The 26580-nt window shown below is 37.9% G+C and carries 24 protein-coding genes and 1 tRNA gene; 3 read left to right on the plus strand and 22 right to left on the minus strand.

Annotation, left to right across the window (positions count from 1 at the left end; genetic code table 11):
* Positions 1 to 73: 73 nt before the first annotated feature.
* The gene (gene rnr, locus MKY81_RS20025) at positions 74 to 2413 is read right to left on the minus strand and encodes a ribonuclease R (RefSeq protein WP_108069982.1); all 2340 of its coding nucleotides are present in this window, start codon (positions 2411 to 2413) and stop codon (positions 74 to 76) included.
* A gap of 434 nt (positions 2414 to 2847) precedes the next feature.
* Between rnr and MKY81_RS20030 the strand changes: the two genes are divergently transcribed.
* Entirely contained in the window at positions 2848 to 4074 is a 1227-nt protein-coding gene (locus MKY81_RS20030) for an IS110 family transposase (RefSeq protein WP_108073350.1), read from the plus strand.
* 156 nt (positions 4075 to 4230) lie between these two features.
* Here MKY81_RS20030 and MKY81_RS20035 read toward each other — a convergent pair whose 3' ends face one another.
* The 10 genes from MKY81_RS20035 to rpoN form a co-directional block, all read right to left on the minus strand.
* Entirely contained in the window at positions 4231 to 4977 is a 747-nt protein-coding gene (locus MKY81_RS20035) for an alpha/beta hydrolase (RefSeq protein ID WP_108069985.1), read from the minus strand.
* A gap of 189 nt (positions 4978 to 5166) precedes the next feature.
* Positions 5167 to 5400, minus strand: a complete 234-nt coding sequence (secG, locus tag MKY81_RS20040) for a preprotein translocase subunit SecG (protein WP_066230408.1) — start codon at positions 5398 to 5400, stop codon at positions 5167 to 5169.
* Between the two features lie 175 nt (positions 5401 to 5575).
* On the minus strand, positions 5576 to 6868 hold the full coding sequence (gene eno, locus MKY81_RS20045; protein ID WP_107920636.1) for a phosphopyruvate hydratase: 1293 nt from the start codon (positions 6866 to 6868) through the stop codon (positions 5576 to 5578).
* A gap of 38 nt (positions 6869 to 6906) precedes the next feature.
* A complete protein-coding gene (gene gpmI / locus MKY81_RS20050; RefSeq protein WP_108069987.1) occupies positions 6907 to 8442 on the minus strand; it encodes a 2,3-bisphosphoglycerate-independent phosphoglycerate mutase in 1536 nt (511 codons plus the stop codon).
* Positions 8435 to 9196, minus strand: a complete 762-nt coding sequence (gene tpiA, locus MKY81_RS20055; protein ID WP_066230398.1) for a triose-phosphate isomerase — start codon at positions 9194 to 9196, stop codon at positions 8435 to 8437. Before tpiA ends, gpmI begins: the two co-directional genes overlap by 8 nt.
* Positions 9197 to 9222: 26 nt before the next feature.
* Positions 9223 to 10407: a phosphoglycerate kinase gene (locus MKY81_RS20060; RefSeq protein WP_066230394.1), complete on the minus strand. Its 1185-nt coding sequence runs from the start codon at positions 10405 to 10407 to the stop codon at positions 9223 to 9225.
* A 200-nt stretch (positions 10408 to 10607) separates the two neighbouring features.
* Positions 10608 to 11615, minus strand: a complete 1008-nt coding sequence (gene gap, locus MKY81_RS20065; RefSeq protein WP_066230391.1) for a type I glyceraldehyde-3-phosphate dehydrogenase — start codon at positions 11613 to 11615, stop codon at positions 10608 to 10610.
* An 80-nt stretch (positions 11616 to 11695) separates the two neighbouring features.
* Positions 11696 to 12718 carry a sugar-binding transcriptional regulator gene (locus MKY81_RS20070; RefSeq protein WP_066230388.1) on the minus strand — a complete coding sequence of 341 codons (1023 nt, stop codon included), beginning with the start codon at positions 12716 to 12718 and terminating at the stop codon, positions 11696 to 11698.
* A 126-nt stretch (positions 12719 to 12844) separates the two neighbouring features.
* Positions 12845 to 13093 carry a glutaredoxin family protein gene (locus MKY81_RS20075; RefSeq protein WP_325947562.1) on the minus strand — a complete coding sequence of 83 codons (249 nt, stop codon included), beginning with the start codon at positions 13091 to 13093 and terminating at the stop codon, positions 12845 to 12847.
* A gap of 17 nt (positions 13094 to 13110) precedes the next feature.
* Positions 13111 to 14451: an RNA polymerase factor sigma-54 gene (gene rpoN, locus MKY81_RS20080; protein WP_066230382.1), complete on the minus strand. Its 1341-nt coding sequence runs from the start codon at positions 14449 to 14451 to the stop codon at positions 13111 to 13113.
* 151 nt (positions 14452 to 14602) lie between these two features.
* Here rpoN and MKY81_RS20085 point away from each other — a divergent pair.
* Together MKY81_RS20085 and clpP are read left to right on the plus strand one after the other, a co-directional pair.
* A tRNA-Arg gene (locus MKY81_RS20085) sits at positions 14603 to 14674 on the plus strand.
* A gap of 559 nt (positions 14675 to 15233) precedes the next feature.
* Positions 15234 to 15860: an ATP-dependent Clp endopeptidase proteolytic subunit ClpP gene (gene clpP / locus MKY81_RS20090; RefSeq protein ID WP_268766454.1), complete on the plus strand. Its 627-nt coding sequence runs from the start codon at positions 15234 to 15236 to the stop codon at positions 15858 to 15860.
* A gap of 43 nt (positions 15861 to 15903) precedes the next feature.
* Here the strand turns inward: clpP and MKY81_RS20095 are convergent, their stop codons facing one another.
* From MKY81_RS20095 to hprK, 11 genes are all read right to left on the minus strand, one after another.
* Entirely contained in the window at positions 15904 to 16158 is a 255-nt protein-coding gene (locus MKY81_RS20095; protein WP_066230377.1) for an HPr family phosphocarrier protein, read from the minus strand.
* 38 nt (positions 16159 to 16196) lie between these two features.
* On the minus strand, positions 16197 to 17156 hold the full coding sequence (whiA, locus tag MKY81_RS20100; RefSeq protein ID WP_107920643.1) for a DNA-binding protein WhiA: 960 nt from the start codon (positions 17154 to 17156) through the stop codon (positions 16197 to 16199).
* A gap of 121 nt (positions 17157 to 17277) precedes the next feature.
* The gene (locus tag MKY81_RS20105) at positions 17278 to 18261 is read right to left on the minus strand and encodes a gluconeogenesis factor YvcK family protein (RefSeq protein WP_280523945.1); all 984 of its coding nucleotides are present in this window, start codon (positions 18259 to 18261) and stop codon (positions 17278 to 17280) included.
* Positions 18258 to 19148: an RNase adapter RapZ gene (gene rapZ, locus MKY81_RS20110; RefSeq protein WP_341118618.1), complete on the minus strand. Its 891-nt coding sequence runs from the start codon at positions 19146 to 19148 to the stop codon at positions 18258 to 18260. The genes MKY81_RS20105 and rapZ overlap by 4 nt, the downstream gene beginning before the upstream one ends.
* Before the next feature lie 44 nt (positions 19149 to 19192).
* The gene (locus MKY81_RS20115; RefSeq protein WP_066230369.1) at positions 19193 to 19651 is read right to left on the minus strand and encodes an 8-oxo-dGTP diphosphatase; all 459 of its coding nucleotides are present in this window, start codon (positions 19649 to 19651) and stop codon (positions 19193 to 19195) included.
* Between the two features lie 314 nt (positions 19652 to 19965).
* Positions 19966 to 20910 (minus strand): thioredoxin-disulfide reductase, encoded by a 945-nt coding sequence (gene trxB, locus MKY81_RS20120; RefSeq protein ID WP_066230366.1) that lies wholly within the window; start codon positions 20908 to 20910, stop codon positions 19966 to 19968.
* Between the two features lie 498 nt (positions 20911 to 21408).
* The gene (locus tag MKY81_RS20125) at positions 21409 to 22920 is read right to left on the minus strand and encodes a tetratricopeptide repeat protein (RefSeq protein ID WP_341118619.1); all 1512 of its coding nucleotides are present in this window, start codon (positions 22918 to 22920) and stop codon (positions 21409 to 21411) included.
* Between the two features lie 160 nt (positions 22921 to 23080).
* A complete protein-coding gene (locus MKY81_RS20130) occupies positions 23081 to 23584 on the minus strand; it encodes an acyltransferase (protein WP_066230361.1) in 504 nt (167 codons plus the stop codon).
* A 112-nt stretch (positions 23585 to 23696) separates the two neighbouring features.
* Entirely contained in the window at positions 23697 to 24644 is a 948-nt protein-coding gene (locus MKY81_RS20135) for a nucleoside recognition domain-containing protein (protein ID WP_341118620.1), read from the minus strand.
* A 25-nt stretch (positions 24645 to 24669) separates the two neighbouring features.
* Positions 24670 to 25482 (minus strand): prolipoprotein diacylglyceryl transferase, encoded by an 813-nt coding sequence (gene lgt, locus MKY81_RS20140; protein ID WP_108069999.1) that lies wholly within the window; start codon positions 25480 to 25482, stop codon positions 24670 to 24672.
* Between the two features lie 34 nt (positions 25483 to 25516).
* On the minus strand, positions 25517 to 26455 hold the full coding sequence (gene hprK, locus MKY81_RS20145; RefSeq protein WP_066230353.1) for an HPr(Ser) kinase/phosphatase: 939 nt from the start codon (positions 26453 to 26455) through the stop codon (positions 25517 to 25519).
* Positions 26456 to 26580 lie beyond the last annotated feature (125 nt).

Consider the following 26580-nt stretch of genomic DNA (forward strand, 5'->3'; position numbering starts at 1 on the left):
TCAACTCCCCCTAGATCTTAAGACCTAAAAGGTGCCTGACACCAGGTGCCTGACACCTAATTGATGCTACAATTTATTTGCGTTTTTTTGTTCGTTTATTTTTTGGTGTGTTCGCAAAAGATTTATTTTTTTTCTTTTTTGCTTTCGGTGGGCGTGTGGACCATTCGCCTTCATCTTTATTTCCTTGTGGGCCTTTTTGTTGCGAATCTTTTTTGTATCCCCGTACTTTTACGATTCGCGGTTTTTCTTGTGCGCCCCTTCTTGCTCGATTATTTTTCATACCTACAATTTCAAAGTCGATGTCGTGCTCGTCTTTATTTACGTTTATAACACGAATAGTAATTTCGTCGCCAATCCGAAAGACATTCCCTGTTCTTTCCCCTATCATAGCATATTGACGCTCATCATAATGATAATAATCATCTGTCATATAGCTGACATGAACAAGTCCTTCAATCGTATTTGGTAATTCTACAAACATACCAAAGTTAGTTACAGAACTGATAATTCCATCAAACTCTTCGCCCACTTTGTCTTCCATGTACTCTGCTTTTTTCAACTCATCTGTATCGCGTTCGGCATCAACAGCCCGTCTTTCCATTTTCGATGCATGATCAGCAATTTCCTGTAAGGATGCATCCCATTTGGCTCTTGTTGCTTCATCCATTTTGCCTTCGATTAAATACGTACGAATTAATCGATGGACGATTAAATCGGGATAACGTCGGATAGGTGAAGTGAAATGTGTATAGAATTGTGTTGATAATCCAAAGTGACCAAGACTTTCCGGGTCATATTTTGCTTGCTGCATAGAGCGAAGCATGACGGTAGAGATGACCATTTCCTCCGGTTTTCCTTGGACCGCTTCGATAATTTCCTGAAGTGCACGTGGATGAACAGAATTAGCAGTTCCACGGACAATTAATCCGAAGTTTGTAATAAATTCAAAGAATCGTTGCAGCTTTTCTTCTTTAGGATCTTCATGGATTCGATACATGAACGGGACATCGAGCCAGTGAAAATGTTCTGCAATCGTTTCATTCGCCGCCAGCATGAATTCTTCGATTAATCGTTCCGCTACAGAACGTTCACGTGTAACAACGTCAACAGGTTTTCCTTCATCATTTACAATCACTTTTGCTTCTTTAAAGTCAAAATCAATGGCGCCGCGTTCCATCCGTTTCGTTCGTAAAATTTGTGCCAACTCTTCCATCGTTTCAAACATCGGAACAATTGGCTCGTACCGCTCTCTTAATTCCTCATCTTTATCAACTAAAATTTTATTTACATCGGAATATGTCATTCGCTCCGTCGTCTTAATGATACTTTCGAAAATTTCATGATTAACGACTTCACCTTTATCATTGATTTCCATTTCACAAGATAATGTAAAACGATTCACTTTTGGATTCAATGAACATATCCCATTTGATAAACGATGTGGAATCATCGGGATGACTCGATCGACTAAATAAACACTTGTGCCTCTTTCTAAAGCTTCCCGATCAATTGGGGAGCCTTCCGTCACATAATGTGTGACATCTGCAATGTGTACCCCTAATTTATAATGGCCATTTTCTAATTTTGATACTGTCACCGCATCATCTAAATCTTTAGCATCGGCACCATCAATGGTCACGATTGTCTGATCACGAAGATCCCGGCGGTTTCCTATTTCATTTTCATCAATTTCTTCCGGTACACTATTCGCCTGTTGCAGTACTTCTTCCGGGAATGCCAGCGGAAGCCCGTGTTTATGGATAATAGATAAGATGTCTACACCTGGGTCATTTTTATGACCAAGAATTTGGACAACTTCACCCTCGGCATTTTTATGTCCTTCAGGATATCCCGTTATATGTACAACAACTTTATGTCCTTCAACTGCACCTTTATTCGCGTTTTTCGGAATAAAAATGTCGCTGCCAAATTTTTTATCGTCCGGAATAACAAAGCCAAAATATTTACTCTCGGTATAAGTTCCGACAACTTCTGTAATACCACGTTCTAAAATTCTTACAACTGAACCTTCACGTCTTGAACCGGAACTTTCAGATGAAACGCGAACTAATACGACATCACCATGGATGGCATTATTTTTTTCATGTGGTGGGATAAAAATATCATCAAATCCCGGTTCATCGGGTGTTACAAAGGCAAAGCCTTTCGCATGACCAATCATTTTTCCGCGGACTAAATTCATTTTGGCCGGGAGTCCATAGCGATTGCTTCTTGTTCGGACGACAAGTCCTTTCTCTTCCATTAACACGAGCGTTTTTACAAAATCTTTAAATCCAGTAGAGTCTTCAATTCCGAATACTTCTTCCAGTTCCTGCACTGTCAATGGTTTGTATGCTTCGTCTTTCATATAGGTTAAAATACGTTCAATCTGCGATTGCGTTTTTTCATCCATTTACATCCCTCCTCGTATAATAAGTTTTAGAAATTGCTTTTATTGTTCTTTGATAACTAAATAATTAAGATATTGCTATCTATGATGGAGGCAATGCTGCTCTCTCTTTATATTCATAAATAGCACAACCCGAATTGCTTGGATACTGGGGGATATCCCTGGATAATAGACATTGGAATGGATCCAACTGGGAATATGCTGTTTCCTCCTGTAGTTCGACTACGATTAAAGACTGTGACCCAGACAATGGTTGTACTGCAAACACACAAGCTGTATCGGTGTATTTCTATACCAATGTTAGTGGACATTGGGGCAGCTTTTAGAGACGCACCTTTTGAATACTCATACGCGAGGCTGTTGCCAGACCATTGTTTCTAGGGATATCCCGCAGTATCCAAGCTTATTCCATAATCAAATGAAAGGAGGTCCTTTCCGTGAATTTATTTGTAGGTATTGATGTAAGCTCTAAAAAACTTGATGTGTGTTTTCTGGACAGCGAAGACACACGTTTAAAAGAAACGACTTTTCCAAACGATATTCATGGAGCGAACCAGATTAAAGAAAATATCTTAGCTTATCATGGACAATCCCATTACGAAAAAATCATTGTCGGCATGGAATCCACCTCTGTGTATAGCTTTCACCCTGCGCATCTTTTAGATAACGATGCCGACTTAAAACGGATTGGGGTGGAAGTGGTGGTTCAAAATCCAAAGGCGATCCATCGGTTTAAAGGCTTATTTGAAGAAGATAAAACCGATAAAATTGATGCATTTCGGATTGCCGACTTTCTTCGGTTTGGGCGCTATAATAAAACCATCATCAAGGAAGAAAAGTATGTTGCCCTTCAGCGTTTAACGCGTTCTCGTTATCAGGTCATTCATCAATTGACCGAGTGTAAGCAGCATTTCCTTGAAAATCTCTATTACAAGTGCAATACATTGACCAATGAAGTAGATACTTCTGTTTTTGGTTCGACCATGATGGAGTTGTTCGCTGAATCCTTTTCGCTGGATGAGATCGCTCAGATGGAGCTGGAAGAGCTGGCTGAGTTCCTTCAAGAGAGAGGAAAAGGTCGCTTTCGTCAGCCAGAAAAAGTTGCGAAATCCATCCAAAAGGCGATTCGTGACTCCTACCGTTTAGGCAAGGTCGTACAGGACTCCGTTGATGTCGTATTGGCCACCTATGCCAAACTCATTCAAACACTTAAAAACCAGGTCAAAGAGTTAGAAAAAGGGATTGAGTCCCTATTTCACATTATTCCAGAAGGACAGTGCTTGAAAAGCGTGCCGGGTATTGGTCCGGTTTATGCGGCAGGGATTATCGCCGAAATCGGTCAAATTGATCGATTTGAAACACAAGCGCAAATAGCTAAATATGCCGGTCTCTTCTGGAAAAAATCGCAATCAGGCGACTATGAATCGGAACGAACACCACGAGTCATGTCGGGAAATCAGTATCTTCGTTATTACTTAGTTGAAGCTGCCAACTCGGTCCAACGAAATGAACCCGCCTATCGTGAATTTTACTTAAAGAAGTATAAAGAAGTTCCGAAATTTCAACACAAAAGAGCCCTTGTCATGACTGCAAGAAAATTAGTGCGTTTGGTGGATGTGCTACTACGCAATCACCAACTCTACACGCCAAAAAGGAGCGTGTAACTCAAAAGCAAATAGCTGCTTTTGAATCCTTTCAGCAAACCCGAACAAGCGTTCTTGTGATGGTGCGGGTTTAGTTCAGTGCGCCTTTTTTTCCTTTGAAAGTCCAAAATCAACTTTATTTTTTATGGATTTTCTCTTGACTTATTACCACAAGTCTTATTCGGACCAGTTTAGTTGTTCAAGAAAATGGAAAACATCTTGATGCAATTGTTCTTTTTCCTTATCTAACGTAATAACATGTCCGGATTCTTCATACCATTTTATTTCTTTCTGTTCAGATTCCACATGATTATAAATAATATTCGCACTGTCAGTATTAATCATTTCATCATGTCTTGCCTGAACGACAAAGGTCGGTGAGTAGATCATATCGACATTTTCCCTTACCTCTGATATCAAGTTTTGTAATCCTTTTAATGTTTCCATTGGCGTTTTCTTGAATTCCTCAATTTCTTTATTAATTTGAAGATCATCTTTTCCTTCAAATTTTTTATACTGGCGCGCATAGTCGACAACACCGTTGTACATTGTTTCTTCACTTTTAATATACATCGGAGCACACATAGGAATTATTCCCTTTACAGGTACAGTGTAACCTAATTTCAGGGAAAATACCCCACCTAGTGATAATCCGGCTACAGCTATTTCTTCGTATCCTTTATTTTTTAAATGTTCATAGCCAGCCATGACATCTTTCCACCAATCGTCCGGACCTGTATGTACTAATTCTTCGGGTGGAACTCCGTGTCCTTTGTAGATGGGTGCGTGAGAAGTATATCCTTGTTTTTCAAGAAATCGTCCTAACATCCGAACATCGGCTGAACTGCCTGTGAAACCATGTAATAACAAGACAGCACGTTTTCCAGCTTCGAATGTAAAAGGCTTTGGTGGTACTATTTTCATGATGTGAACTCCTTTACATACGTATTCTTACCTTATTTTTAACAGAGAAATAAAGAACAATCCAGAAATATGATTTAAATAAACCGTTCCTTTCAACTCTGAGCTTTGCTAAAAGCAACGGTTTTATAGAAAAGGGGCAAAACAAAAAACCCGACCAACCGTACGGTAAGTCAGGTAGCTTTAGTATTATTATATTCCGAAATACGACACGCCTAACGCTAAAATAATAAATAATACTGCAAGAACAACTGTAATTCGGTGTAAAACTAAATCCATCCCGCGAGCTTTTTGCTTTCCGAATAACTGCTCTGCACCACCGGATATCGCTCCTGATAATCCAGCACTTTTCCCCGACTGTAAAAGCACTACAATAATTAAAGCAATCGCATCAATCACCAATAAAGTCAAAAATAAAGTATGCATGAGACCCCACCTCCAAATCGAACATCTAAACGTACTTTAAATGTACCACACTTCCAACTTGTACACAAACGAAATTTTGGTGCCTGACACCAAATATTCATTTTTCCGCATAATTATTCTAAAAAGTGAATAAAGTGAAAAATGCCGGCAGTTTAGTGCCGGCATTTTTGGTTTACTATTTTTTTAGGTTGTAGAATGTGTCTTTTCCTAAGTATTGAGCTGTGTCTGCTAAGCCGTCTTCGATGCGAAGTAATTGGTTGTATTTTGCGACACGGTCTGTTCTTGAAGGAGCACCTGTTTTGATTTGTCCTGCGTTTGTAGCAACGGCGATGTCTGCAATTGTTGTGTCTTCTGTTTCACCAGAACGGTGAGAAATGATTGCAGTATAACCAGCACGTTTAGCCATTTCGATTGCATCAAATGTTTCAGTTAATGTACCGATTTGGTTAACTTTAATTAGGATCGCGTTACCTACGCCTTGTTTAATACCTTCAGAAAGTTTTTTCGTGTTTGTTACGAATAAATCGTCACCAACTAATTGAACTTTATGGCCGATACGTTCGGTAAGAAGCTTGTGACCTTCCCAGTCGTTTTCATCTAAACCGTCTTCGATAGAGATAATTGGGTATTTAGAAGTAAGTTCTTCATACCAGTCAACCATTTCAGCAGATGTACGAACAACACCTTCACCTGATAAATGATATTTTCCGTCTTCTTTATTATAGAATTCAGAAGATGCAGCATCCATTGCTAGCATAACTTCTTCTCCTGGTTTGTATCCGGCTTTTTCAATTGCTTCAATAATTGTTTGAAGTGCTTCTTCGTTTGATTTTAGGTTAGGAGCAAATCCACCTTCATCACCAACAGCTGTGTTTAAGCCTTTTGCTTTTAATACAGATTTAAGGTTATGGAAGATTTCAGCACCCATACGTAATGCTTCTTTAAAAGTAGGAGCACCAACTGGCATAATCATGAATTCTTGAATATCAACGTTATTGTCGGCATGTTCTCCACCATTAACAATATTCATCATTGGCACTGGAAGTTGTTTAGAGTTGAATCCTCCAAGATATTCGTAAAGTTCTACTCCAAGGAAATCAGCTGCTGCACGAGCGACTGCCATAGAAACACCAAGGATCGCATTCGCACCTAGTTTCCCTTTATTTTCAGTTCCATCAAGCTCAATTAACAATTTATCAATAACAACTTGTTCTGTAACATCATAACCAATTAGTTCTTCAGCGATGATATCATTTACATTTTTTACTGCAGTCTCTACACCTTTACCTAAATAACGGCCTTTATCGCCATCGCGAAGTTCTACTGCTTCATATTCTCCAGTTGATGCACCACTTGGAACAAGTGCACGTCCGAATGCACCTGAAGCTGTATAAACTTCAACTTCTACAGTGGGATTTCCGCGGGAATCTAGTACTTCTCTTGCATATACTTCAGTAATATGTGGCATGTTTATTTCTCCTATTCTTAAATTAGTTTTTTATAAAATTAATGTTTAATAATGGTCTTTCCAGTCATTTCTTTAGGTTGTTGAACACCAAGTAAATCAAGCATCGTTGGAGCTAAATCACCTAAAATTCCTCCATCACGGAGCTCAATACCTTTTTTCGTAACAATCACAGGAACTGGATTTGTTGTATGTGCAGTCATTGGCTGCCCCTCAAGTGTTACTACTTCGTCGGCATTACCGTGATCAGCTGTGATGATGGCAGTACCACCTTTTTCGATAATAAGGTCAACAATACGACCTAAGCACTCATCAACTGCCTCAATTGCTTTAACAGTCGGCTCAAGCATACCTGAATGACCAACCATATCCGGATTCGCGAAATTCAATATGATTGCATCTTGTTTATCCTCTTCAATTTCTTTCAACAAGGCATCCGTCACTTCGTAAGCACTCATCTCCGGTTTCAAATCATATGTCGCCACTTTCGGTGAGTTAATGAGAATTCTTGTCTCTCCAGGGAACTCTGCTTCACGGCCCCCACTCATAAAGAAAGTCACATGCGGATATTTTTCAGTTTCGGCAATACGTAACTGTTTCAATCCATTTTGCGATAAAACCTCACCAAGAGTATTATCAAGGTTTACTGGTTTAAAAGCAACATATCCGTCTACTGTTTCAGAAAAATGTGTTAAGCAAACGAAAAATAAGTTTTTAGGATGCTTTGGTCCTCGATCAAATGATCGAAAATCTTTATTTGTAAATGTATTAGAGATTTGGATCGCACGGTCAGGTCTAAAATTATAGAAAATTACCGAATCATTATCCTTTATCGTTGCAACGGGTTCACCATTCTCTTTTGTAATAACAGAAGGTATGACGAATTCATCGAAAATTCCATGTGAATATGAATCTTCTACAAGTTCCAATGGATCAGTATAAGTAGGTCCTTCTCCATATACCATTGCACGATATGATTTTTCTACACGATCCCAACGTTTATCCCGGTCCATCGAATAATAACGGCCGGAAATCGTAGCAAATTCACCAACACCGTATTCATCCATTTTTTCTTGTGTTTCTTTAATGTATTTTGCAGCAGTTTTCGGTCCAACATCACGCCCATCTAAAAATGCATGAACATAGACATTTTTCAATCCTTCATTTGCAGCAAGTTGTAATAAGGCGAATAAATGATTAATATGACTGTGAACACCGCCATCAGATAATAAACCAAATAAGTGAAGACTCGTGCCATTTTTTTTCGCATGTTCAATCGCTTGAAGGAAAGTTTCGTTTTTAACAAACTCCCCTTCACGAATCGCCACGTTTACACGGGTTAAGCTTTGGTAAACAATTCGTCCTGCACCAATGTTTAAATGTCCTACCTCGGAATTACCCATTTGTCCTTCCGGCAGTCCTACTGCTTCACCACTAGCTGTTAAAGTATTATGCGGGTAATTTTCCCAGTAGCGGTCAAAGTTAGGCTTTTTCGCATGTGTAACGGCATTTCCTTTCGTTTCTTGGCGAAGGCCAAACCCATCTAAAATGATGAGAGCAACAGGTGATTTACTCATGGCTTACCGCCTCCAAAAGTTGTAAAAAGCTTTGCGGCTCAAGACTTGCTCCGCCGACTAACGCACCATCTATATCCGGTTGGGACATATATTCTTTAATATTTGTTGGTTTTACACTACCACCGTACTGAATGCGAACAGCGTCTGCTGCTGCTTTTGAAAATTGACCTTCAACTACAGAACGAATATGGGAGCAAACTTCATTTGCATCTTCTGCTGTCGAAGATTTTCCTGTTCCAATCGCCCAAATAGGTTCATAAGCAATAACTGTTTGTTTCACTTGATCTTCTGTTAAACCTGCTAATGCTTTTTGTACTTGAGAAGCGACTAAATCTTTTGTTTCATTGTTTTCTCTTTGTTCAAGTGTTTCACCGACACAAACAATTGGAACTAAGTTGTGCTTGAATGCAGCTAATACTTTTTTGTTTACTGCTTCATCTGTTTCATTGAACATTTCACGACGCTCAGAATGTCCTAAAATGACATAGTCAACATTTAAATCTTCAAGTGCTTTCGGACTAATTTCTCCTGTAAAAGCGCCACTTTCTTCAAAATGCATGTTTTGAGCTCCGATCGCTACATCAGAGCTATGAGTTGATTCAACAAGTCGATCTAAAAATAATGCTGGTGCACAAATAACGGAATCAACAACATCTTTTTTAGGGACTAAACTAGCTACTTCTTCAGCAAATGCTTTCGCTTCAGACATTGTTTTATGCATTTTCCAGTTTCCAGCGATAATTGGTTTACGCATTTCTAACACCCTTTCTTCATTATTGATTATTTATCGTTTAAGGCAGCTACTCCTGGTAATGTTTTACCTTCCATAAATTCAAGGGAAGCTCCGCCACCTGTTGAGATATGGCTCATTTTATCCGCAAGATTGAATTTTTCAACTGCGGCTGCAGAGTCTCCGCCGCCAATGACAGAATACGTATTTGATGCTTCAGCTAACGCATTTGCGACACCTTTTGTTCCATTTGCAAATGATTCAAGTTCAAATACACCCATTGGTCCGTTCCAAATGACAAGCTTAGATTGTCCAATCACTTCACGATAAATTTCAACTGTTTTTGGACCGATGTCTAGCGCTTCCCAATCGGATGGGATTTCATCGATTGCTACGACTTTTTTGTTGGCAGAATCAGAAAAATCGTCGGCAACTACTACATCGACAGGCATATAGAATTTCACATTTTTTTGTTTAGCTTTTTCCATAAAGGATTTTGCTAAATCAATTTTATCTTCTTCTAATAATGATTTCCCTACTTCATGGCCGTTCGCTTTCACAAATGTATAAGCAAGCCCGCCACCGATAATGAGATTATCGACTTTATCAAGCAAGTTATCGATAACACCAATTTTATCTTTTACCTTCGCTCCGCCAATAATCGCTGTGAAAGGACGTTCAGGATTTGAAAGAGCCTTACCAAGCACTTCAAGTTCCTTTTCCATCAAGAAGCCGGCAACTGCTGGTAGATATTGAGCAATTCCTTCTGTTGACGCATGGGCACGATGAGCAGCACCAAATGCATCGTTCACATATACATCCGCTAATTCTGCAAAACTTTTCGCTAATTCCGGGTCATTTTTTTCCTCACCAGGGTAGAAACGAACGTTTTCTAAAAGGAGGACATCACCATTTTCTAACTTATCAATTTCTGCTTGGGCAATTTCACCATAAGCTTCGTTTGATTTACGGATATCTTTTTTTAATAGTTCACTTAGTCGTTTCGCGACCGGAGTTAATCTCAATTCTTCAACTACTTGACCCTTTGGTCGGCCTAAATGGCTAGCTAAAATTACTTTTGCACCTTGGTCAATTAAATACTGAATTGTTGGTAATGCGGCGCGGATACGTGTATCATCCGTAACATTTCCATTTTGCAACGGTACATTAAAATCAACACGGCAAAATACTTTTTTCCCATTTAAATCGATATCTTTAATGGTTTTCTTATTCATCTGTAAGGTACCCTCCTTTTTGTGTACAAAAACTATGTAAAAAGGGAGAGGGGAATGTTCCCCGCTCCCCTTTGTCCACTTCATAGAAAAGCTAAAAGTGCCTCGACCAGCCCCGACAAGCAAAGGGGCTAGACACTGTAGCTAGACATAATAGAAATGGTTCAAGAAAAATATACCATTAGTTTACGTTATTTAAAAGATTACAAACCTTTTTTTGCAATATATGCAGCTAAGTCAACTACACGGTTAGAATAGCCAGTTTCATTGTCATACCAAGAAAGTACTTTTACCATGTTGTTTTCAAGAACCATTGTTGATAACGCATCAACAGTTGAAGAAACTTTAGCACCATTATAATCGCGTGATACAAGTGGAAGATCACTGTATGCTAAAATTCCTTTTAATTCACCTTCAGCTGCTTCTTTTAAAGCTGCGTTTACTTCTTCAACAGTTACATCTTTATCAAGTTCTGCAACTAAGTCAACGATAGAAACGTTTGAAGTTGGTACACGCATAGCCATACCATTTAGTTTTCCTTTTAATTCAGGTAATACTAACGCAACAGCTTTAGCAGCACCAGTTGTTGTAGGAATCATGTTTTCTGCAGCTGCACGAGCACGACGGTAGTCTTTATGTGGTAAATCAAGAATTTGTTGGTCATTTGTGTAAGAGTGAACAGTTGTCATCATACCACGTTTGATACCAAATTTTTCGTTTAAAACTTTAGCAAATGGAGCTAAGCAGTTTGTTGTACAAGATGCATTAGAGATCACATTATGATTTGCTGCATCATATTTATCTTCGTTAACACCCATAACGATTGTAATATCTTCATCTGTTGCAGGAGCAGAGATAATTACTTTTTTCGCACCAGCTTCTAAATGTTTAGCAGCATCTGCACGTTTTGTGAAGCGACCAGTAGATTCTACAACGATATCTACTCCAAGATCTCCCCAGCCAAGTTGTGCTGGTTCACGTTCAGCTAGAACTTTCACTTTATGACCGCCAACAACTAGGCTATCACCGTCTACTGTTACATCTTGTTCAAGAGTTCCGTGAACAGTATCATATTTCAAAAGATGTGCAAGCATGTTTGCATCTGTTAAATCATTTACAGCAACTACTTCTACATCAGGATTATTTAAAGCAGCGCGAAATACATTACGTCCAATACGTCCAAAACCATTAATACCAACTTTTACAGTCATTTATAATTTCCTCCTTAAGTTCACTTAATTATTTATTTAATTTCAAAAGTAAATTCTTTTGAAAAAGAATAACTTAACTACTAGCTTAATATTTTTTTTGCGGCACCTTCATCAGTAATTAACACGGTTGAATTAGTAGCACTTTTCATGCAAGCCTTTATTGCTTTTGCTTTTGAAGATCCGCCTGCAACCGCAAGAACATGCTCGATATGAGAAAAATCATCAAGTTTCAATCCAACAGTAGGAACTTTATGTACTACCTCTCCGGCTTCATTAAAATAATAACCAAAAGCCTCCCCTACCGCATGTCCATCCTGAATGATTTTCATATCTTCTTCCTTCGTATTACGGCGCTCCGCCATTACGTTAGCATCCCCAATACCATGTAAAACCATGTTGGCTTTCTTAATTAAACTTAAAACCTCTTTAATAATAGGTTCTTTGACAAAGGAGTCATAAACCTCTTTACTTACTTGATCAGGTACATATAGAACACGATGTTTGCAGCCGGTATTTTCAGCCATTTTTGCACAAATGGAATTCGCTTCGTTTTTGACATCTTCACCTATCCCGCCTCTTGCCGGGACGAACAGCGTATTGGTATTCCCAATAAAATCAAATGTCAGCATATCAGCTACAGCCGCCATCGTCGTTCCGCCAGCTACTGCGATGATATTTTCCCCAACTAAGCGCTTTTTCATTCTTTTTGCACAAGCTCTTCCTAGTTCTTGTTTAACCCATGGCGTTTCATCGCTATCTCCGGGAACGATTACTACTTCTTGAAGATTTAATTCCTTTTTTAATCGCTCTTCCATTTCATTAATACCCGATACATCTCTCATTATTCCTTCCAAACCTTGTAAAACGGATAGGCCTTGCTGAGAAATAGTCATACCACTTGTTTTAATCGTGATTAACTTTTGGTCATTTAAAAATTCAACTTCACTACGCAATATGCGTTCTGATAGACCAAGTGCTTGTGCCAAAGTTCTTCTACCAACAGGCTCCATAAATCGAATAGAACGAAGAATTTGGTATCTCTTTTGCATAATTAAAAGCATGTCAGGTAATAATTTCTTTTGAAGCTCAATTAAAGAATACATAGAATTAATCCCTTCAGTTCTTCTGGTCGTATTACGTCCCGCGTAGACATATTATGTCCCATTAGCAATAAAAAAAATTACCCTTGCTACATTTTCTATTTTAGCAGGGTAAATATAGAAATTCAACTATGATGGATCAACTTTTTTTTGCAATCGTTTACTTAATGTATAATAATCAATTTGTCCATATTGAATGATATCTTTATTCATTTCAATGACTGGTATCATTAAGCCGTATTTTTCTGTCAGCTCATCACTATCGTCAATATTTTTCTCTATTAATTCAAAATCATAGTCACTTTGAAGAATTTTTAATACTTCCTTTGCTTCCTTACAAAGTTGACATTTCTCTCTTGTATAAAAAATTACTTCCATATAAACGCTCCTTACTATTATCCATACCGTTTCCGCTTTGCAGAAGAAGGTATCTTCAATTGTTCACGATATTTTGCAATCGTTCTTCTTGATACAACGATTCCGTGGTTCTTTAATTTATCAACGATTAACTGGTCAGATAGCGGTTTTAATTTATTTTCCTTCTCAATGAAATTTGCGATCATCGTCTTCACTTGAAATGCGGATGCTTGCTCTTCTTCTTCCCCCGTCGTTTTCATTAAGCCGGCAGAAAAAAAGTATCTTAATTCATAAGTCCCAAACGGTGTTTGAATATATTTTTCTCGAACGGCCCGACTTACAGTAGATTCATGTATGCCAATTTCCTGAGACACTTCTTTCATCGTTAACGGTTTTAAATACGCCGGTCCTTTTAAAAAGAAATCAAACTGCTTTTCGATAATCGCCATTCCTACTTTTAAAAGTGTTTCATTTCGTTGTTGAAGGCTTTTCATGATCCACTGATAATCTTTTGTTTTCTCTTTCAAAAAGTGTTTTACTTGTTGATCTTTATATGCAGACATTTTCGTATAATAATCCTTTTGAAATTGCACATTAGGTAGATGTTTTTGAAAAAGACTAACTTCAATATTATCATTTTCTATCGTTACAATTAAATCCGGTACAATATATTGCGGCTGTTCTTTATGATAAGCTGAACCAGGCCGAGGTTCAAGTTTTTTAATATAATCTGCTGCCTTTTGAATTTCATTCATTTGAACGTCAAGTTCATGTGAAATAACTTTCCATTTTTTCTCCGCAAATTCATTAAAATAGTTTACTACAATATCCTTTACAATTTGTGGGCAATCCGCTTTTCGATTAATTTGGAGCAATAAACATTCTTTAAGGTTACGTGCTCCTACTCCTGCTGGTTCTAAATTATGGATTAATTTAAGACACTGATCCGCCATTTCGATTGTCAAACCGCAAATCTGCGCTGCCTCCTCAAGCGAAATCGTTAAATATCCATTTGCATCAAGATTATAAATAAGCTGAGTAAGCATTCTTTTTTCATCTTTTGATAGCGTTTTCAAAGAGATTTGAATAAATAGATAATCCTGAAGGCTCATTGACGTTTGGGATATTTGATCTATCCATTGCTTGTCGTCCCGTTCTTTAACTTTCGACCTACTTTTTTTCGATCCATCGTTACGTATATCTATATATTTTATATTCGTATTTTCTAATTGAATAAGAGGATTTTCAGTCGCTTTCGCTTCCAAAAAAGAGGTCAATTCTTGTGTAGAATATTGGAGAAGTTCGATTGCCTGTTTCAATTCTTGCGTCATAGACAATTTTAAGGTTTGTTGTTGGTATAAGCCAAATTTTAAATCCAATTAAATCTCACCCCTTTGCCTTTCAATTACATTTTACCTTACATTCAAGTATCCGTACATATATATATATTCATAACTTTTTGTTTTCATATTATTTATTGCAATTTCAAGTGTTATAGGATATAATTTTTTATCGTACGGTTTATAAAATGCCCTCGTGGTGCAACGGATAGCACGTAAGATTCCGGTTCTTAAAATGGGGGTTCGATTCCCTCCGAGGGCGTACCCACCTCTTGTTCTAATAGAACAAGAGGTTTTTTATTAGCTGTTTTTTCTTTAGTTTTTACTTTAATAACATATTGAAAGCACAGAGTGGATTGGATCGGAAGGGGGCGAGACTCCTGCGGGATCAGCGGGACAGTAAGAAAAGCGGAAGCGCCTTGGTCAGCCCCGACAAGCAAATAACCTTCGACAAATGAAGTTTGCTCTTTAACTTCATTTGTCGAAGGTTATTTGACCTCGAGGGGCTAGGCGCTGGAGCTAGACAGGTGAGACACCGCGGGGAGCGAAGCGATGAGGAGGCTCACCGCCCCCGCCCCGCGGAAAGCGAGCACCCTGGAGCGGAAAGGAACGTTCAACGAAAACAACAAAAAACTAACCATTTACGAAAAAGTTTAAAAACCATTTATTTTGGATACTATGATTAAAGTGTAATCAAAAGAAGAAAAAATTTTATAAATAGAAAGTGATTTGTTTGACCTTTATTGACCATCAGTGTATGATAACATTACATAAGGATTTATTTTCCTTTGAATAAAAATTTGATAAAAATCTCGGCAACCATTCGCCGAGCCAATCAAAAAGGAGGAACAAGTATGAACTTAATTCCTACAGTTATTGAACAAACAAATCGTGGTGAACGTGCATATGATATTTATTCACGCTTGCTTAAAGACCGTATCATTATGCTTGGTAGTGCAATCGATGATAATGTAGCAAACTCGATTGTTGCTCAACTATTATTTTTAGATGCTGAAAACCCAGGTAAGGACATTTCCCTTTATATTAACAGCCCTGGTGGCAGTATCACAGCTGGTATGGCTATCTATGATACAATGCAATTTATCAAATCCGATGTATCAACAATTTGTACAGGTATGGCAGCATCTATGGGTGCTTTTTTACTAGCTGCCGGTGAAAAAGGAAAACGCTATGCCCTTCCAAATAGTGAAGTAATGATTCACCAACCACTTGGAGGTGCGCAAGGTCAAGCGACTGAAATTGAAATTGCTGCTAAACGTATTTTATTCTTACGTGAAAAATTAAATAAAATACTAGCTGAACGTACAGGCCAACCTCTAGAAGTCATTGAAAGAGACACTGATCGCGATAATTTCATGACAGCTGAAAAAGCAAAAGAATATGGTTTAATTGATCAAATTATTACACGTTCAGAAGAAAAAAAGTAAATTAAAGCGAAAAAGAACTGTACAAGTGACAGTTCTTTTTCTTTTATTCATTTTCAATAAATTTAGCTAACGTGTCTAAAGCTTCTGTTTCATCAGGACCATCTGCGCTTAAGCTAATCGTTGAGCCCACACCAGCTGCAAGACTCATTAATCCCATAATGCTTTTGGCGTTTACCTTTTTCCCATCTTTTTCAAGAAAAATCTCTGAAGAAAATCGATGGGCCTCCTGAACGAACAATGCTGCCGGGCGTGCCTGTAATCCGGTTTTTAGTTTAACTTCAACTTGTCTTTCTATCATTTATTCTTTATCCCCCTTTTTATTCAGCTTCAAATTATTTATTTTGCCATTGAATTTTTATCTATTTCTCCTGCTCGCAACTTATCAGCAATTTCGTCGATTTTTCGCAAACGATGATTAATGCCCGACTTGCTTATATTACCGGATGAAACCATTTCCCCTAATTCCTTTAAGGTGACATCTTGATACGCCACACGCAATTCCGCAATTTCCCTTAACTTATCCGGAAGAATTTGCAGCCCAACCGTTTCATCAATATACCGAATGTTTTCTACTTGTCTTAATGCTGCACCGATCGTTTTATTTAAATTTGCCGTTTCACAATTGACTAAGCGATTGACTGAATTTCTCATATCTCTTACAATTCTTACGTCCTCAAAGCGAAGAAGTGCATTATGGGCGCCAATTACATTTAAGTATTCGGTAATTTTTTCCGCTTCTTTCAAATACGTAATAAACCCTTTTTTTCGTTCTAATGTTTTGCTATTCAAGTGAAAGAAATTCATAAGTTCACACAACGAATCATTATGTTCTTTATATAGTGAAAAAATCTCCAAATGATAGGATGAAGTTTCCGGATTGTTCACTGATCCCCCTGCAAGAAAGGCTCCCCGCAAATAAGACCGTTTACAACACTTTTTCTTAATCAATGCAGGTGAAATATGATGAATAAATGTAAATCCCTCACCTAAAATATCAAGATCCTCTAAAATTTCCTTTGCCTTTGTTCTCAATCTAACAATATACACATTATTTTTCTTTAGACGCATTTTCTTTCTAACTAATAATTCAACAGGAGTGTCATAAATCCTTTTAATTAATGTATAAATTCTTCTGGCGATTGCTGCATTTTCGGTTTGAACGTTTACGACCAAGATTTTATTTGAAAAAGACAATGAACCGTTCATACGAATAAGAGCAGATAATTCTGCTCGTGCACAACAATCTTTAATTTGTAAATTTGTGAGCTCTTTTTTTGTTTCCGAAGCAAATGACATTCTTCATACCTCCTTTCCCTATTCTTTTTTAGCAATCATCGATTTGACTACCAAATAAAAGGGGAGAAGCTTTTCATATAAAATGTAGGTAATGGAAATTATAATTAATCCCCGAGCTTCTTTATTTAGAATCTACATTCATTAAAGGCTGATCAAGTAATGAGTAAAGTATTTTAGCAACCTTTTCGGTATCATGACGGATGACTCCATCATGATAAGTGACGAATTTATCATAGATGACATCAATCCCAAGTGCTACTAATTTTTCGACGTCATAGACTACAGGTTTGGCAAGCTCTTCTTTGTATTTCTCCTGTATATTTGCCGGAATTTCCTCATTATTTACGAGTATCGTATCAATAAACGAACAATCCATATGATCATAAATCGCTTTCACATGATCACTTGCAGTGAAATCTAATGTTTCACCTGCTTGTGTCATTAAGTTACAAATATATACCTTTCTTGCTTTGGCATTACATACCTCTTTACCTAATTCTGGAACGAGTAAATTAGGTAAAATACTTGTATATAAGCTCCCCGGTCCAACAACGATTAAATCTGCTTTTCGAATAGCGCGAATGGTTTCTGGCATAGGATGGATGACTTCGGGAGTCAGAAAAACGCGTTTAATTTTCTTCCCGGAAAAAGGTATTTTTGACTCACCGGAGACAATTGTCCCATCTTCCATTTCTGCATGGAGAACGACACTCTGATTAGCAGCCGGAAGCACCTTGCCTCGCACATTTAACACTCTGCTCATTTCTTGTATAGCATGAACAAAATCACCGGTAATTGAAGTTAAAGCTGCAATAATTAAATTTCCTAACGAATGTCCTGCGAGCTCATTCGATGTCTTAAAGCGGTGTTGAAACATTTGTTCAATTAACGGTTCCACCTCCGAAAGTGCTGCCATGACATTTCTAATATCACCTGGTGAGGGAATATCCATTTCATCTCGGATTCGTCCTGAACTTCCTCCATCATCTGCTACTGTTACAATTGCTGTAATATCAACCGGATATTTTTTAATCCCTCTTAATAATACAGGTAATCCAGTCCCGCCGCCGATAATGACGATCCGCGGCTTTTTTTCTATGCTCATGTTGTTGTTACCTTCCTTTTTTTAATATCACGATGTGTAATTCTAGTATGATAATCATTTTTAAAATATTGTCCAATATATTCTGTTAACGCTACGGAACGATGTTGTCCACCTGTACAGCCTATCGCAATGATTAATTGACTTTTTCCTTCACGCTTATAATGAGGAAGCATAAAGGCTAATAAGTCTATAACCTTTTCAAGAAATTTATTCGTTTCGTTCCATTTTAAAACATAGTCATAAACCTCTTGGTCAAGACCTGTTTTTGGACGCATATTTTCAATATAGAAAGGATTAGGAAGAAAACGGACATCGAACACTAAATCCGCATCTATTGGAATCCCATGTTTAAATCCAAACGACATAACATTGACGGTGAATATCGATTGTTTATTTATTGAGAACTCTTCTAGAATTTTTTCCCGCAACTCTTTCGGCTTTAATTCTGATGTATTAAAAATTATTTGCGCCCGTCCTTTAAGCTCTTCCAGAAGCATTCGCTCTTGACGGATTCCTTCTAGCGGTAAGCCGGACGGAGATAATGGATGCATTCGTCTTGTTTCCTTATACCGGCGCACTAATACTGAATCATCGGCATCTAAAAAGAGAATACGCGGAGATACCCAGGAAGTTTCGGTTAGATCATCCAAAGCCTTGAATAAGTGCTCAAAAAATTCCCTTCCTCGCAAATCCATAACGAGTGCCACTTTATTCATTTTGTTGGTCGCGTCTTTCATTAGTTCCAAAAACTTCGGAAGCAGTGTAGGAGGTAAATTATCTACACAAAAAAAGCCGAGATCTTCAAAGCTTTGAATTGCAACGGTCTTACCAGCACCAGACATTCCAGTAATGATCACTAATTGAACATTATTTGCACCTGTGCTCATTCTTTCTCCTCCTAAAATTAGTTTCCAATACCGTGTCTATGTAATTAACTAGGATCTAATCGATACGATAGTAATTCAAATTCCGGTGTATAGGTAAAATTCCCATAAATGATCCCATTCCCGTGGATCACATAATCCAATATATGATAATCGCCCGCTGCCATTGGCAATTTGTTTATTTCCTTAATAGGATGCCATTTTAGAATGCCTTCCTCGGAGTATTGCAGAGGTTGGCCATCTCCTTCAGTTGACTTAAACGAAAACATCATCCATTCCGAAATGATGTCTTTGCCGTCTTTTATATTGAAAGTAAAAACACCTTTAAGTAGTGGTTGTTTAATATATATTCCCGTTTCTTCGCGAAATTCACGAATGACTGATTCACGAACAGATTCCCCCTGTTCCATTTTTCCACCAGGAGCAACCCACCAGTTTCTACTCGGTTTTTGTAAAAGCAACACCTTATCTTCTTTTATATACACATTATTAGTTACTCGTTGCATCGGCATCACCTCAGTAGGGTAAAAAAGTAAATTTCTTATATAAGTCACTTAATTATACTATTTTTAAAGGTTTCAAACAATGAAAGACAAAACATTCCATGTTAGTGAGTAAAAATCGAGAACAAAGGGGGTTAAAAGCAAAAAAAAGCATAGGCATTGAGCCTATGCTAACAAGGGATCTTATAAAAAAAGGGGGTCAATTTCAACTACTTATATCATACCGAATGTTTATTTCAAGAGCGTTACAAAACAATGACTTTTTAGTTAAGGTTATATTCCTAAGAAAAAGTTCAGTCAACACCGATTGACATTCGTTACACGTGAAGCTTTTCTTTTAGTTCTTCTACATAGATTTGAGCATTTTGAGCTGCAATACTTCCATCACCTGTTGCAGTGACGATTTGGCGTAATGTCTTTTCACGTACATCCCCCGCTGCAAAGATTCCAGGAACTTTTGTAACCATATTTTCGTCGGTTACAATATAGCCAGCTTCGTTAGTAATCCCTAAATTTTGGAATGGCTTTGTTAGTGGAACCATTCCTATATAGATAAATACACCATCCGTTTTAAATTCCGTTTCCTCGCCATTTTCGGTTGAAATAAGAGTAACAGAACCAACCTTACCATTCTCTTCGTGTATTTCTTTAATTGTATGATTCCAAATAAAATCAACTTTCTCGTTAGAAAAGGCACGGTCTTGAAGAATTTTTTGGGCACGAAGCTGATCACGTCTGTGAATAATTGTTACTTTGCTTGCAAAACGTGTTAAATAAACTCCTTCTTCAACTGCAGAATCACCGCCACCAACGACAACTAATTCTTTGCCTTTGAAGAATGCACCGTCACAGACAGCACAATAAGAAACGCCGCGTCCACCTAATTCTTTTTCACCGGGAACACCAATTTTTTTATATTCCGCTCCAGTTGCGAGAATAATCGCTCTGGCTTTATATTCCTTTGCGCCCGCTTTGATTGTTTTGTATTCTTCCCCATCAACAATCTCTTTAATATCACCGTAAGCGTATTCTGCACCAAATTTTTTCGCATGTTCAAACATTTTATTTGAAAGATCAGGTCCGAGAATGTGATCATACCCTGGATAATTTTCTACTTCCTCGGTATTGGCCATTTGACCACCCGGGATTCCACGTTCAATCATTAATGTTGATAAATTGGCACGTGATGTATAGACGGCTGCAGTCATTCCTGCTGGACCTGCACCTATAATGATGACATCATAAATTTTTTCCTCTGACATACTCAACACTCCTTAGCAAATGTCAAAAATAATCGTTATCGTATAGATTGTTTTTTTGGAAATAACATAGTCCGTTTCTTTCCGCTGCAGGAGCTTGCTTTTTCGCGGTGAGAAGTCGAGTCTGTCTAGTTCCGGCGGCTATCGACTAGCGAACTTCCGGTCACCTCCCTACGATAAGTCATCATCGATTCACCCTTTGGGTTCATCGTGATTCCTTTATCTCAGTCGCTGCCCTCCAGTTCGTACGTCGATAAGCAAGCCGCCTCTACTTTTCTAACTCCTCGGGCATTCGCCCTGCGGGGTCTCGACTTTTCCTCTATGTCCCGCTGGAGTCAAGCTCCTTTCGCTCCAATCCACTCCGTATTAATACAGAAAAAGCAACATTCTTTTAGAAAAGAATCTTTACTAGTCAGCAACTTTTCAATCTATTTAATGCTATAAGCATTCCCTAACTACCTCTATCCTATAAGACAAAGTCAGTTCCGTCCAAATATATGCTTACTTGCAATATTGGAGGACAATTTTTGTGTATTTTTGCAAGGTTGAGTTTGAAATTTCATAGGTTTTAGATATTTCTGCCTGAGATTTTTTCTCATGCTTTAATTTATTCCATAGATATTCCGTTGCAGCGGCAAATCCGCGCAAGTTTGTAAATTCTTGCCCATTTTTCACGCCTTCCAAGAAAACGGAAAACCACATTAGAAATAGGCCAGACGAAGCGGCGTCGATCGGATGATGCTTTTCATATAAAATATCCGCCACTTGATGTGCCCTTGAAATAATCCCATTCGGATCAAACTGTTTTTTTAAATCCGCATCAAGTACATTTGCTAAATAAACCTTTTCTGTGAGTGAAAATTCATCTAGCGATTTAAAATCAGGATGTGAAACCATTTCATCTTTACGAGTTGACTTTGATAGGATGAAAATCCCAAACAATCGTTCCTCCATATAATCACTACGCAGTTTTTTGAGTGTCGAAGTTACATCGTCTTCAAATCCTACGCCTTGCATATTTTTATCATTCCATGGTTCCTGTCCTTCTTTTTCAGGATTAAGCTCTAATAATTGCTTCCACGCATTTTTCGCCGTTTGTTCGTGCCCGGTATAATATGCTGATTGTGCCAACCAATAATAATAACTGGAATCCCCTTCAAATCCATACTTTTTTAATTTATTCAGCCACATATAAGCTTGCTTGTATCTCCCTATTAATGCAAAGGTAGCACCTAATTTATATTTATGTTCAATCAATAGTGGCTTGACTTTTTCCAATCCTTCAAGTAAAACTTGCAGTTCTTGATCACGTCGTTGGTGATAAAGAAATACAGCTAAATTGCATATGCCATGCAGATTACCGGGATTTTTAACGAGGAGTTCGTCTAATACGGATGCTGCTTTATCCATGTCACCTAAATAGAAATATCCTAGTGCTAGGTTGTTATATGCAGACCAAAAGTCAGGAAACTCTTCGATTACATTAGTGAGAATTTCTACTGCTTTTTCAAAATTACCTGATTCAAGGAGTTGTCTTGCTTTATCTTGTTTTAAAATCAACTCATCCTTGATTGGAAAGTCATCCTCGCCATCTTCTTCCATCCCAACAATATAAAGCAAATCTTCCGCATCCTCTATAAACTCACCGTATGGATCTGTATCGAGATATGAAGTTGCATAGTTTTTCGCCTCACTAAATAATCCAAGTTCAGCAAAATTATTCGCCAAAAAATAAAGACACTCGGTCATACTCGGATCAAGTTCCTCAAGAATTCGATTAAAGAGATCATTAGATTCTTGGTATTGTTCTAATTGCATATATACTAAGCCAAGTTGACAAGCAATCATCGGTTCATATGGTTCCAGTTGAATTGCACGTTCAAGGTATTTCCTTGCGCCTGTCAAATCATGACGATGAAAAGCATTTATTCCTTTATTAAAATAATATTCTCCAGTAGGTATGAACGACAAGACTACTCCATTTTCTTGTCTTACCTTTGAGTCTTTTGCCATGAAAGTCCCTCACAAATCGTACATAGTTAACTTCTGTAGTATAACATATAAACGAACAATGATTAACAGTCAAACATTGTATATTAAAGAGGCAACCCTTCATAAAGCTTATACAACAAGAAAAAACCCCCTTAAAAAAATTAGGGGGATAGAATCTTCTTTACTTGCGTTTTTCCATTTCCTCTTTCGTATAGATTATTCGCATTGGATTACCACCAACGAATGCTCCGGCAGGTACGTCCTTATGAACGAGTGTACCCGCTGAAACAATTGCTCCATCCCCAATTTCGACACCGGGTAGGATTGTTGTATTTGCTCCAATCATTACTTCACTGCCAATTTTTACTTCTCCTAGACGATATTCTTTAATTAAATACTCGTGAGCAAGAATTGTTGTATTATAACCGATAACCGAATTCTCACCGACAGAAATTTTTTCCGGAAACATAACATCCAGCATGACCATCAGAGCGAAAGATGTTTTGTCCCCAACTTTCATTTTTAAAAATGTACGGTATAGCCAATTTTTCATCGATAGAAATGGGGTATATCTAGCGAGTTGAATCACTAGAAAGTTTTTGACTACCTTCCAAAATGGGACAGTCTTATACACATGCCACAAGGAATTAGCACCCGAAACAGGGTGACGACTAGTATTACGCATTAAACATGTATCCCTACGATTTTATTAGTCATAATAGAGCTCTTCCTTTCTATTTATGTATAAAAAAGGGGTTCCCGTAGTTGAATTGTTAACGGGGGAATCTTTCCTCCAACTACCTTTCAAATGCATTTTGAATATTATTTTTTGCAATTTCCCTACGATCCCAAATAAATCCGACGATCAGGGTTAATAGAATGGCCGTAAACAGCCGAATGAATAACAATGGTAAAACAGGAATTCCTAACGGGACAAAAATTAACGTATCTTCTACTACCGCGTGACAACCTACTAGAAATATAAATGCTAATGTCACGTCTTTTTTACTTACGCCATCTTCTTTTACCGCTTGAATCATCACTCCGGCACCGTAGGCTAAACCAAATAATAATCCGGCGGCTAGAGTAGTAGATGTGTTTTCTTTCATTCCAAGAATTCGGGTAAATGGTGCCATCATTCGCGAAAACCATTGTAAAACTTTTAAATCTTTTAAAATCTGAATCCCAACCATTAACGGAATAACGATAATCGCTAACTGATAAACGCCTAATGCAGCCTTTTCAACTGCATGCCAAGCAATTGCCCATATTCCGGACAATTGTTCATCCTGTGGGGCAATCATTCCGTACTGGGCCGTTTCATGTCCACCATGCCAAACAAGATTAATAAAAAGAGCTGACAAAATGGCTAATCCTACCCTGACAAGAATCATCACCCAAACCTTCACGCCCACCTTAACTGCTACACTTGATTCGATTAAAAGATTGTGTGCAAATGAAAGCATAACTGCGATCGTAAACACCTCTTTTACCGAAAGATCCACCGAAAGAATTCCTGCGATCCCTGCGTATAAGTTTAGAAAGTTACCAAGCACAATAGGAATGGCTGCATCCCCTGATAAACCGAAAATCCCCATTAAAGGCGAGATAAGTTTAATTATCCACGGTAACACGGGCGTATATTGTAAAACGGCTACAATTAAAGTAACAGGAAAAATTATTTTCCCCAATGTCCACGTTGTTTTTAAACCTGACCATATCCCTATTTTTAAAGACTGAACCATTTTTCATTTCTCCCCATCATTTGTTCTACTCACGATAGCGTTCTTTCGCCATTCCAGTTACTTTACGAATAATCCAAAGAACGATCGCAATGGCAACTAAAGCAATCGAAATCACTTGTGCCATTCTTAAATTGCTCGTAAGCATTAAACTGTCCGTCCTTAAACCTTCTACAAAGAAACGACCGATTGAATACCAAATAATATAGCTTAAGAAAAGTTCCCCTCTTCGCAAATTCACTCTTCTCAATAAAATAAGTATGATAAACCCAACAATATTCCAAATTGATTCATATAAAAATGTTGGCTGGTAGTATGTTCCATCAATATACATTTGATTAATAATAAAATCAGGTAAATGGAGATTTTCTAGAAATGAACGACTCACCTCACCGCCATGGGCTTCTTGGTTCATGAAATTTCCCCAGCGACCAATTGCTTGTCCGAGAATAATACTTGGCGCTGCAATATCCGCTAATTTCCAGAATGAAACCTTTTTTAACCGTGAAAAAATAATCGTTGTAATGATCGCGCCAATTAATGCACCATGGATGGCAATTCCGCCGTTCCAAATTTTAATAATGTCTTGCGGGTGTGTTGAATAATAATTATTCCATTCAAATATTACGTAATAAATACGGGCGCAAATAATTGAAATTGGAATCGCCCAGATTAACAGATCGGCAAACAAATCTTTATTAAGACCAAGTCTCTCGGATTCTTTCATTACCAGGTACAAACCAAGAGCAATACCTACTCCAATAATTATTCCATACCAATGAACCTCAAGCCCTCCTAATTTAAAGGCAATCGGATTCAAAGGTGTAATGTTTGATTCCATATGTATTTAACTCCTTCCCTCTTCTATGTAAATTCTACATTTCTTCCCGATCACCTTCATCAATAATGACATCTGCCAAACGATCGGTAAATTGTTGGGCGGCATTTACACCCATTCGTTTTAATCGGAAATTCATAGCTGCCACCTCAATAATAATCGCTAAGTTTCTTCCCGGTCGAACAGGGATTGTCAGCTTAGTTAATTCCGTATCAATGATTTTCATTTTTTCTTCGTCAAGGCCAAGGCGATCATAGTGCTTACTCTGATCCCATAATTCAAGATCAACAACTAAAGTAATTCGTTTATGACTTCTAACAGCACCTGCTCCAAACAAAGTCATGACATTAATAATTCCTAATCCGCGAATTTCAAGCAAATGTTCAATTAAATCAGGGGCATTACCAACAAGCGTATCGGTATCTTCTTGGCGAATTTCCACACAATCATCCGCTACAAGACGATGTCCCCGTTTCACAAGTTCTAAAGCGGCTTCACTTTTACCGACACCGCTTTTCCCAGTGATTAAAACGCCTACACCGTAAATATCAACTAGGACTCCATGAACAGCTGTAGTTGGAGCTAGCTTAAACTCTAGATAATTCGTTAAATGGCTGGAAAACCGTGTCGTCTTCATTTTTGTACGCATGAGGGGAATAGAGTACTCCTCTGACGCCTCTATTAATTCTTCCGGGACATCCATTTCCCTTGAAATAATGATTCCCGGCGTAATATCATTACAAAGTTTTTCTAAACGAATTTTTCGTTCAGTTGGATCCAATCGCTCACAAAAAGTAATTTCTGTCATCCCTAACAGCTGGATTCTATCAGCCGGATAATAATTAAAAAAACCAGCCAACTCTAACCCTGGACGTGAAATATCACTCGTTGTAATTGGTCGATGGATCCCTTCCTCACCACTAATTAATTCTAAATTAAATTTTTTAATTATATCCTCTATACGAACCTTTGCCAAATTGGCATCCTCCCTTAAAACCGACTATGACTATTTTCATCAGTCTGGAATATTAAACTTTCTTTATTTTAGCATTTTACCACTATTTAAGACCACCCCAAATACCTCATTCATTTGCTAAGGGT

Source organism: Heyndrickxia sp. FSL W8-0423, assembly GCF_038009395.1.
Classification (GTDB): Bacteria; Bacillota; Bacilli; order Bacillales; family Bacillaceae_C; genus Heyndrickxia; species Heyndrickxia sporothermodurans.

Coding starts and splice junctions, on each gene's coding strand:
- eno (WP_107920636.1), bottom strand. CDS start 6,868: ATGCCACATATTACTGAAGTATATGCAAGAGAAGTACTAGATTCCCGC.
- gap (WP_066230391.1), bottom strand. CDS start 11,615: ATGACTGTAAAAGTTGGTATTAATGGTTTTGGACGTATTGGACGTAAT.
- rnr (WP_108069982.1), bottom strand. CDS start 2,413: ATGGATGAAAAAACGCAATCGCAGATTGAACGTATTTTAACCTATATG.
- trxB (WP_066230366.1), bottom strand. CDS start 20,910: ATGTCAGAGGAAAAAATTTATGATGTCATCATTATAGGTGCAGGTCCA.
- tpiA (WP_066230398.1), bottom strand. CDS start 9,196: ATGCGTAAACCAATTATCGCTGGAAACTGGAAAATGCATAAAACAATG.
- MKY81_RS20060 (WP_066230394.1), bottom strand. CDS start 10,407: ATGAATAAGAAAACCATTAAAGATATCGATTTAAATGGGAAAAAAGTA.
- MKY81_RS20105 (WP_280523945.1), bottom strand. CDS start 18,261: ATGAGCATAGAAAAAAAGCCGCGGATCGTCATTATCGGCGGCGGGACT.
- MKY81_RS20095 (WP_066230377.1), bottom strand. CDS start 16,158: ATGATAGAAAGACAAGTTGAAGTTAAACTAAAAACCGGATTACAGGCA.
- gpmI (WP_108069987.1), bottom strand. CDS start 8,442: ATGAGTAAATCACCTGTTGCTCTCATCATTTTAGATGGGTTTGGCCTT.
- MKY81_RS20035 (WP_108069985.1), bottom strand. CDS start 4,977: ATGAAAATAGTACCACCAAAGCCTTTTACATTCGAAGCTGGAAAACGT.
- secG (WP_066230408.1), bottom strand. CDS start 5,400: ATGCATACTTTATTTTTGACTTTATTGGTGATTGATGCGATTGCTTTA.
- rapZ (WP_341118618.1), bottom strand. CDS start 19,148: ATGAGCACAGGTGCAAATAATGTTCAATTAGTGATCATTACTGGAATG.
- MKY81_RS20125 (WP_341118619.1), bottom strand. CDS start 22,920: ATGGCAAAAGACTCAAAGGTAAGACAAGAAAATGGAGTAGTCTTGTCG.
- lgt (WP_108069999.1), bottom strand. CDS start 25,482: ATGGAATCAAACATTACACCTTTGAATCCGATTGCCTTTAAATTAGGA.
- MKY81_RS20075 (WP_325947562.1), bottom strand. CDS start 13,093: ATGGAAGTAATTTTTTATACAAGAGAGAAATGTCAACTTTGTAAGGAA.
- MKY81_RS20130 (WP_066230361.1), bottom strand. CDS start 23,584: ATGCGTAATACTAGTCGTCACCCTGTTTCGGGTGCTAATTCCTTGTGG.
- MKY81_RS20115 (WP_066230369.1), bottom strand. CDS start 19,651: ATGCAACGAGTAACTAATAATGTGTATATAAAAGAAGATAAGGTGTTG.
- whiA (WP_107920643.1), bottom strand. CDS start 17,156: ATGTCATTTGCTTCGGAAACAAAAAAAGAGCTCACAAATTTACAAATT.
- MKY81_RS20135 (WP_341118620.1), bottom strand. CDS start 24,644: ATGGTTCAGTCTTTAAAAATAGGGATATGGTCAGGTTTAAAAACAACG.
- MKY81_RS20070 (WP_066230388.1), bottom strand. CDS start 12,718: ATGTATTCTTTAATTGAGCTTCAAAAGAAATTATTACCTGACATGCTT.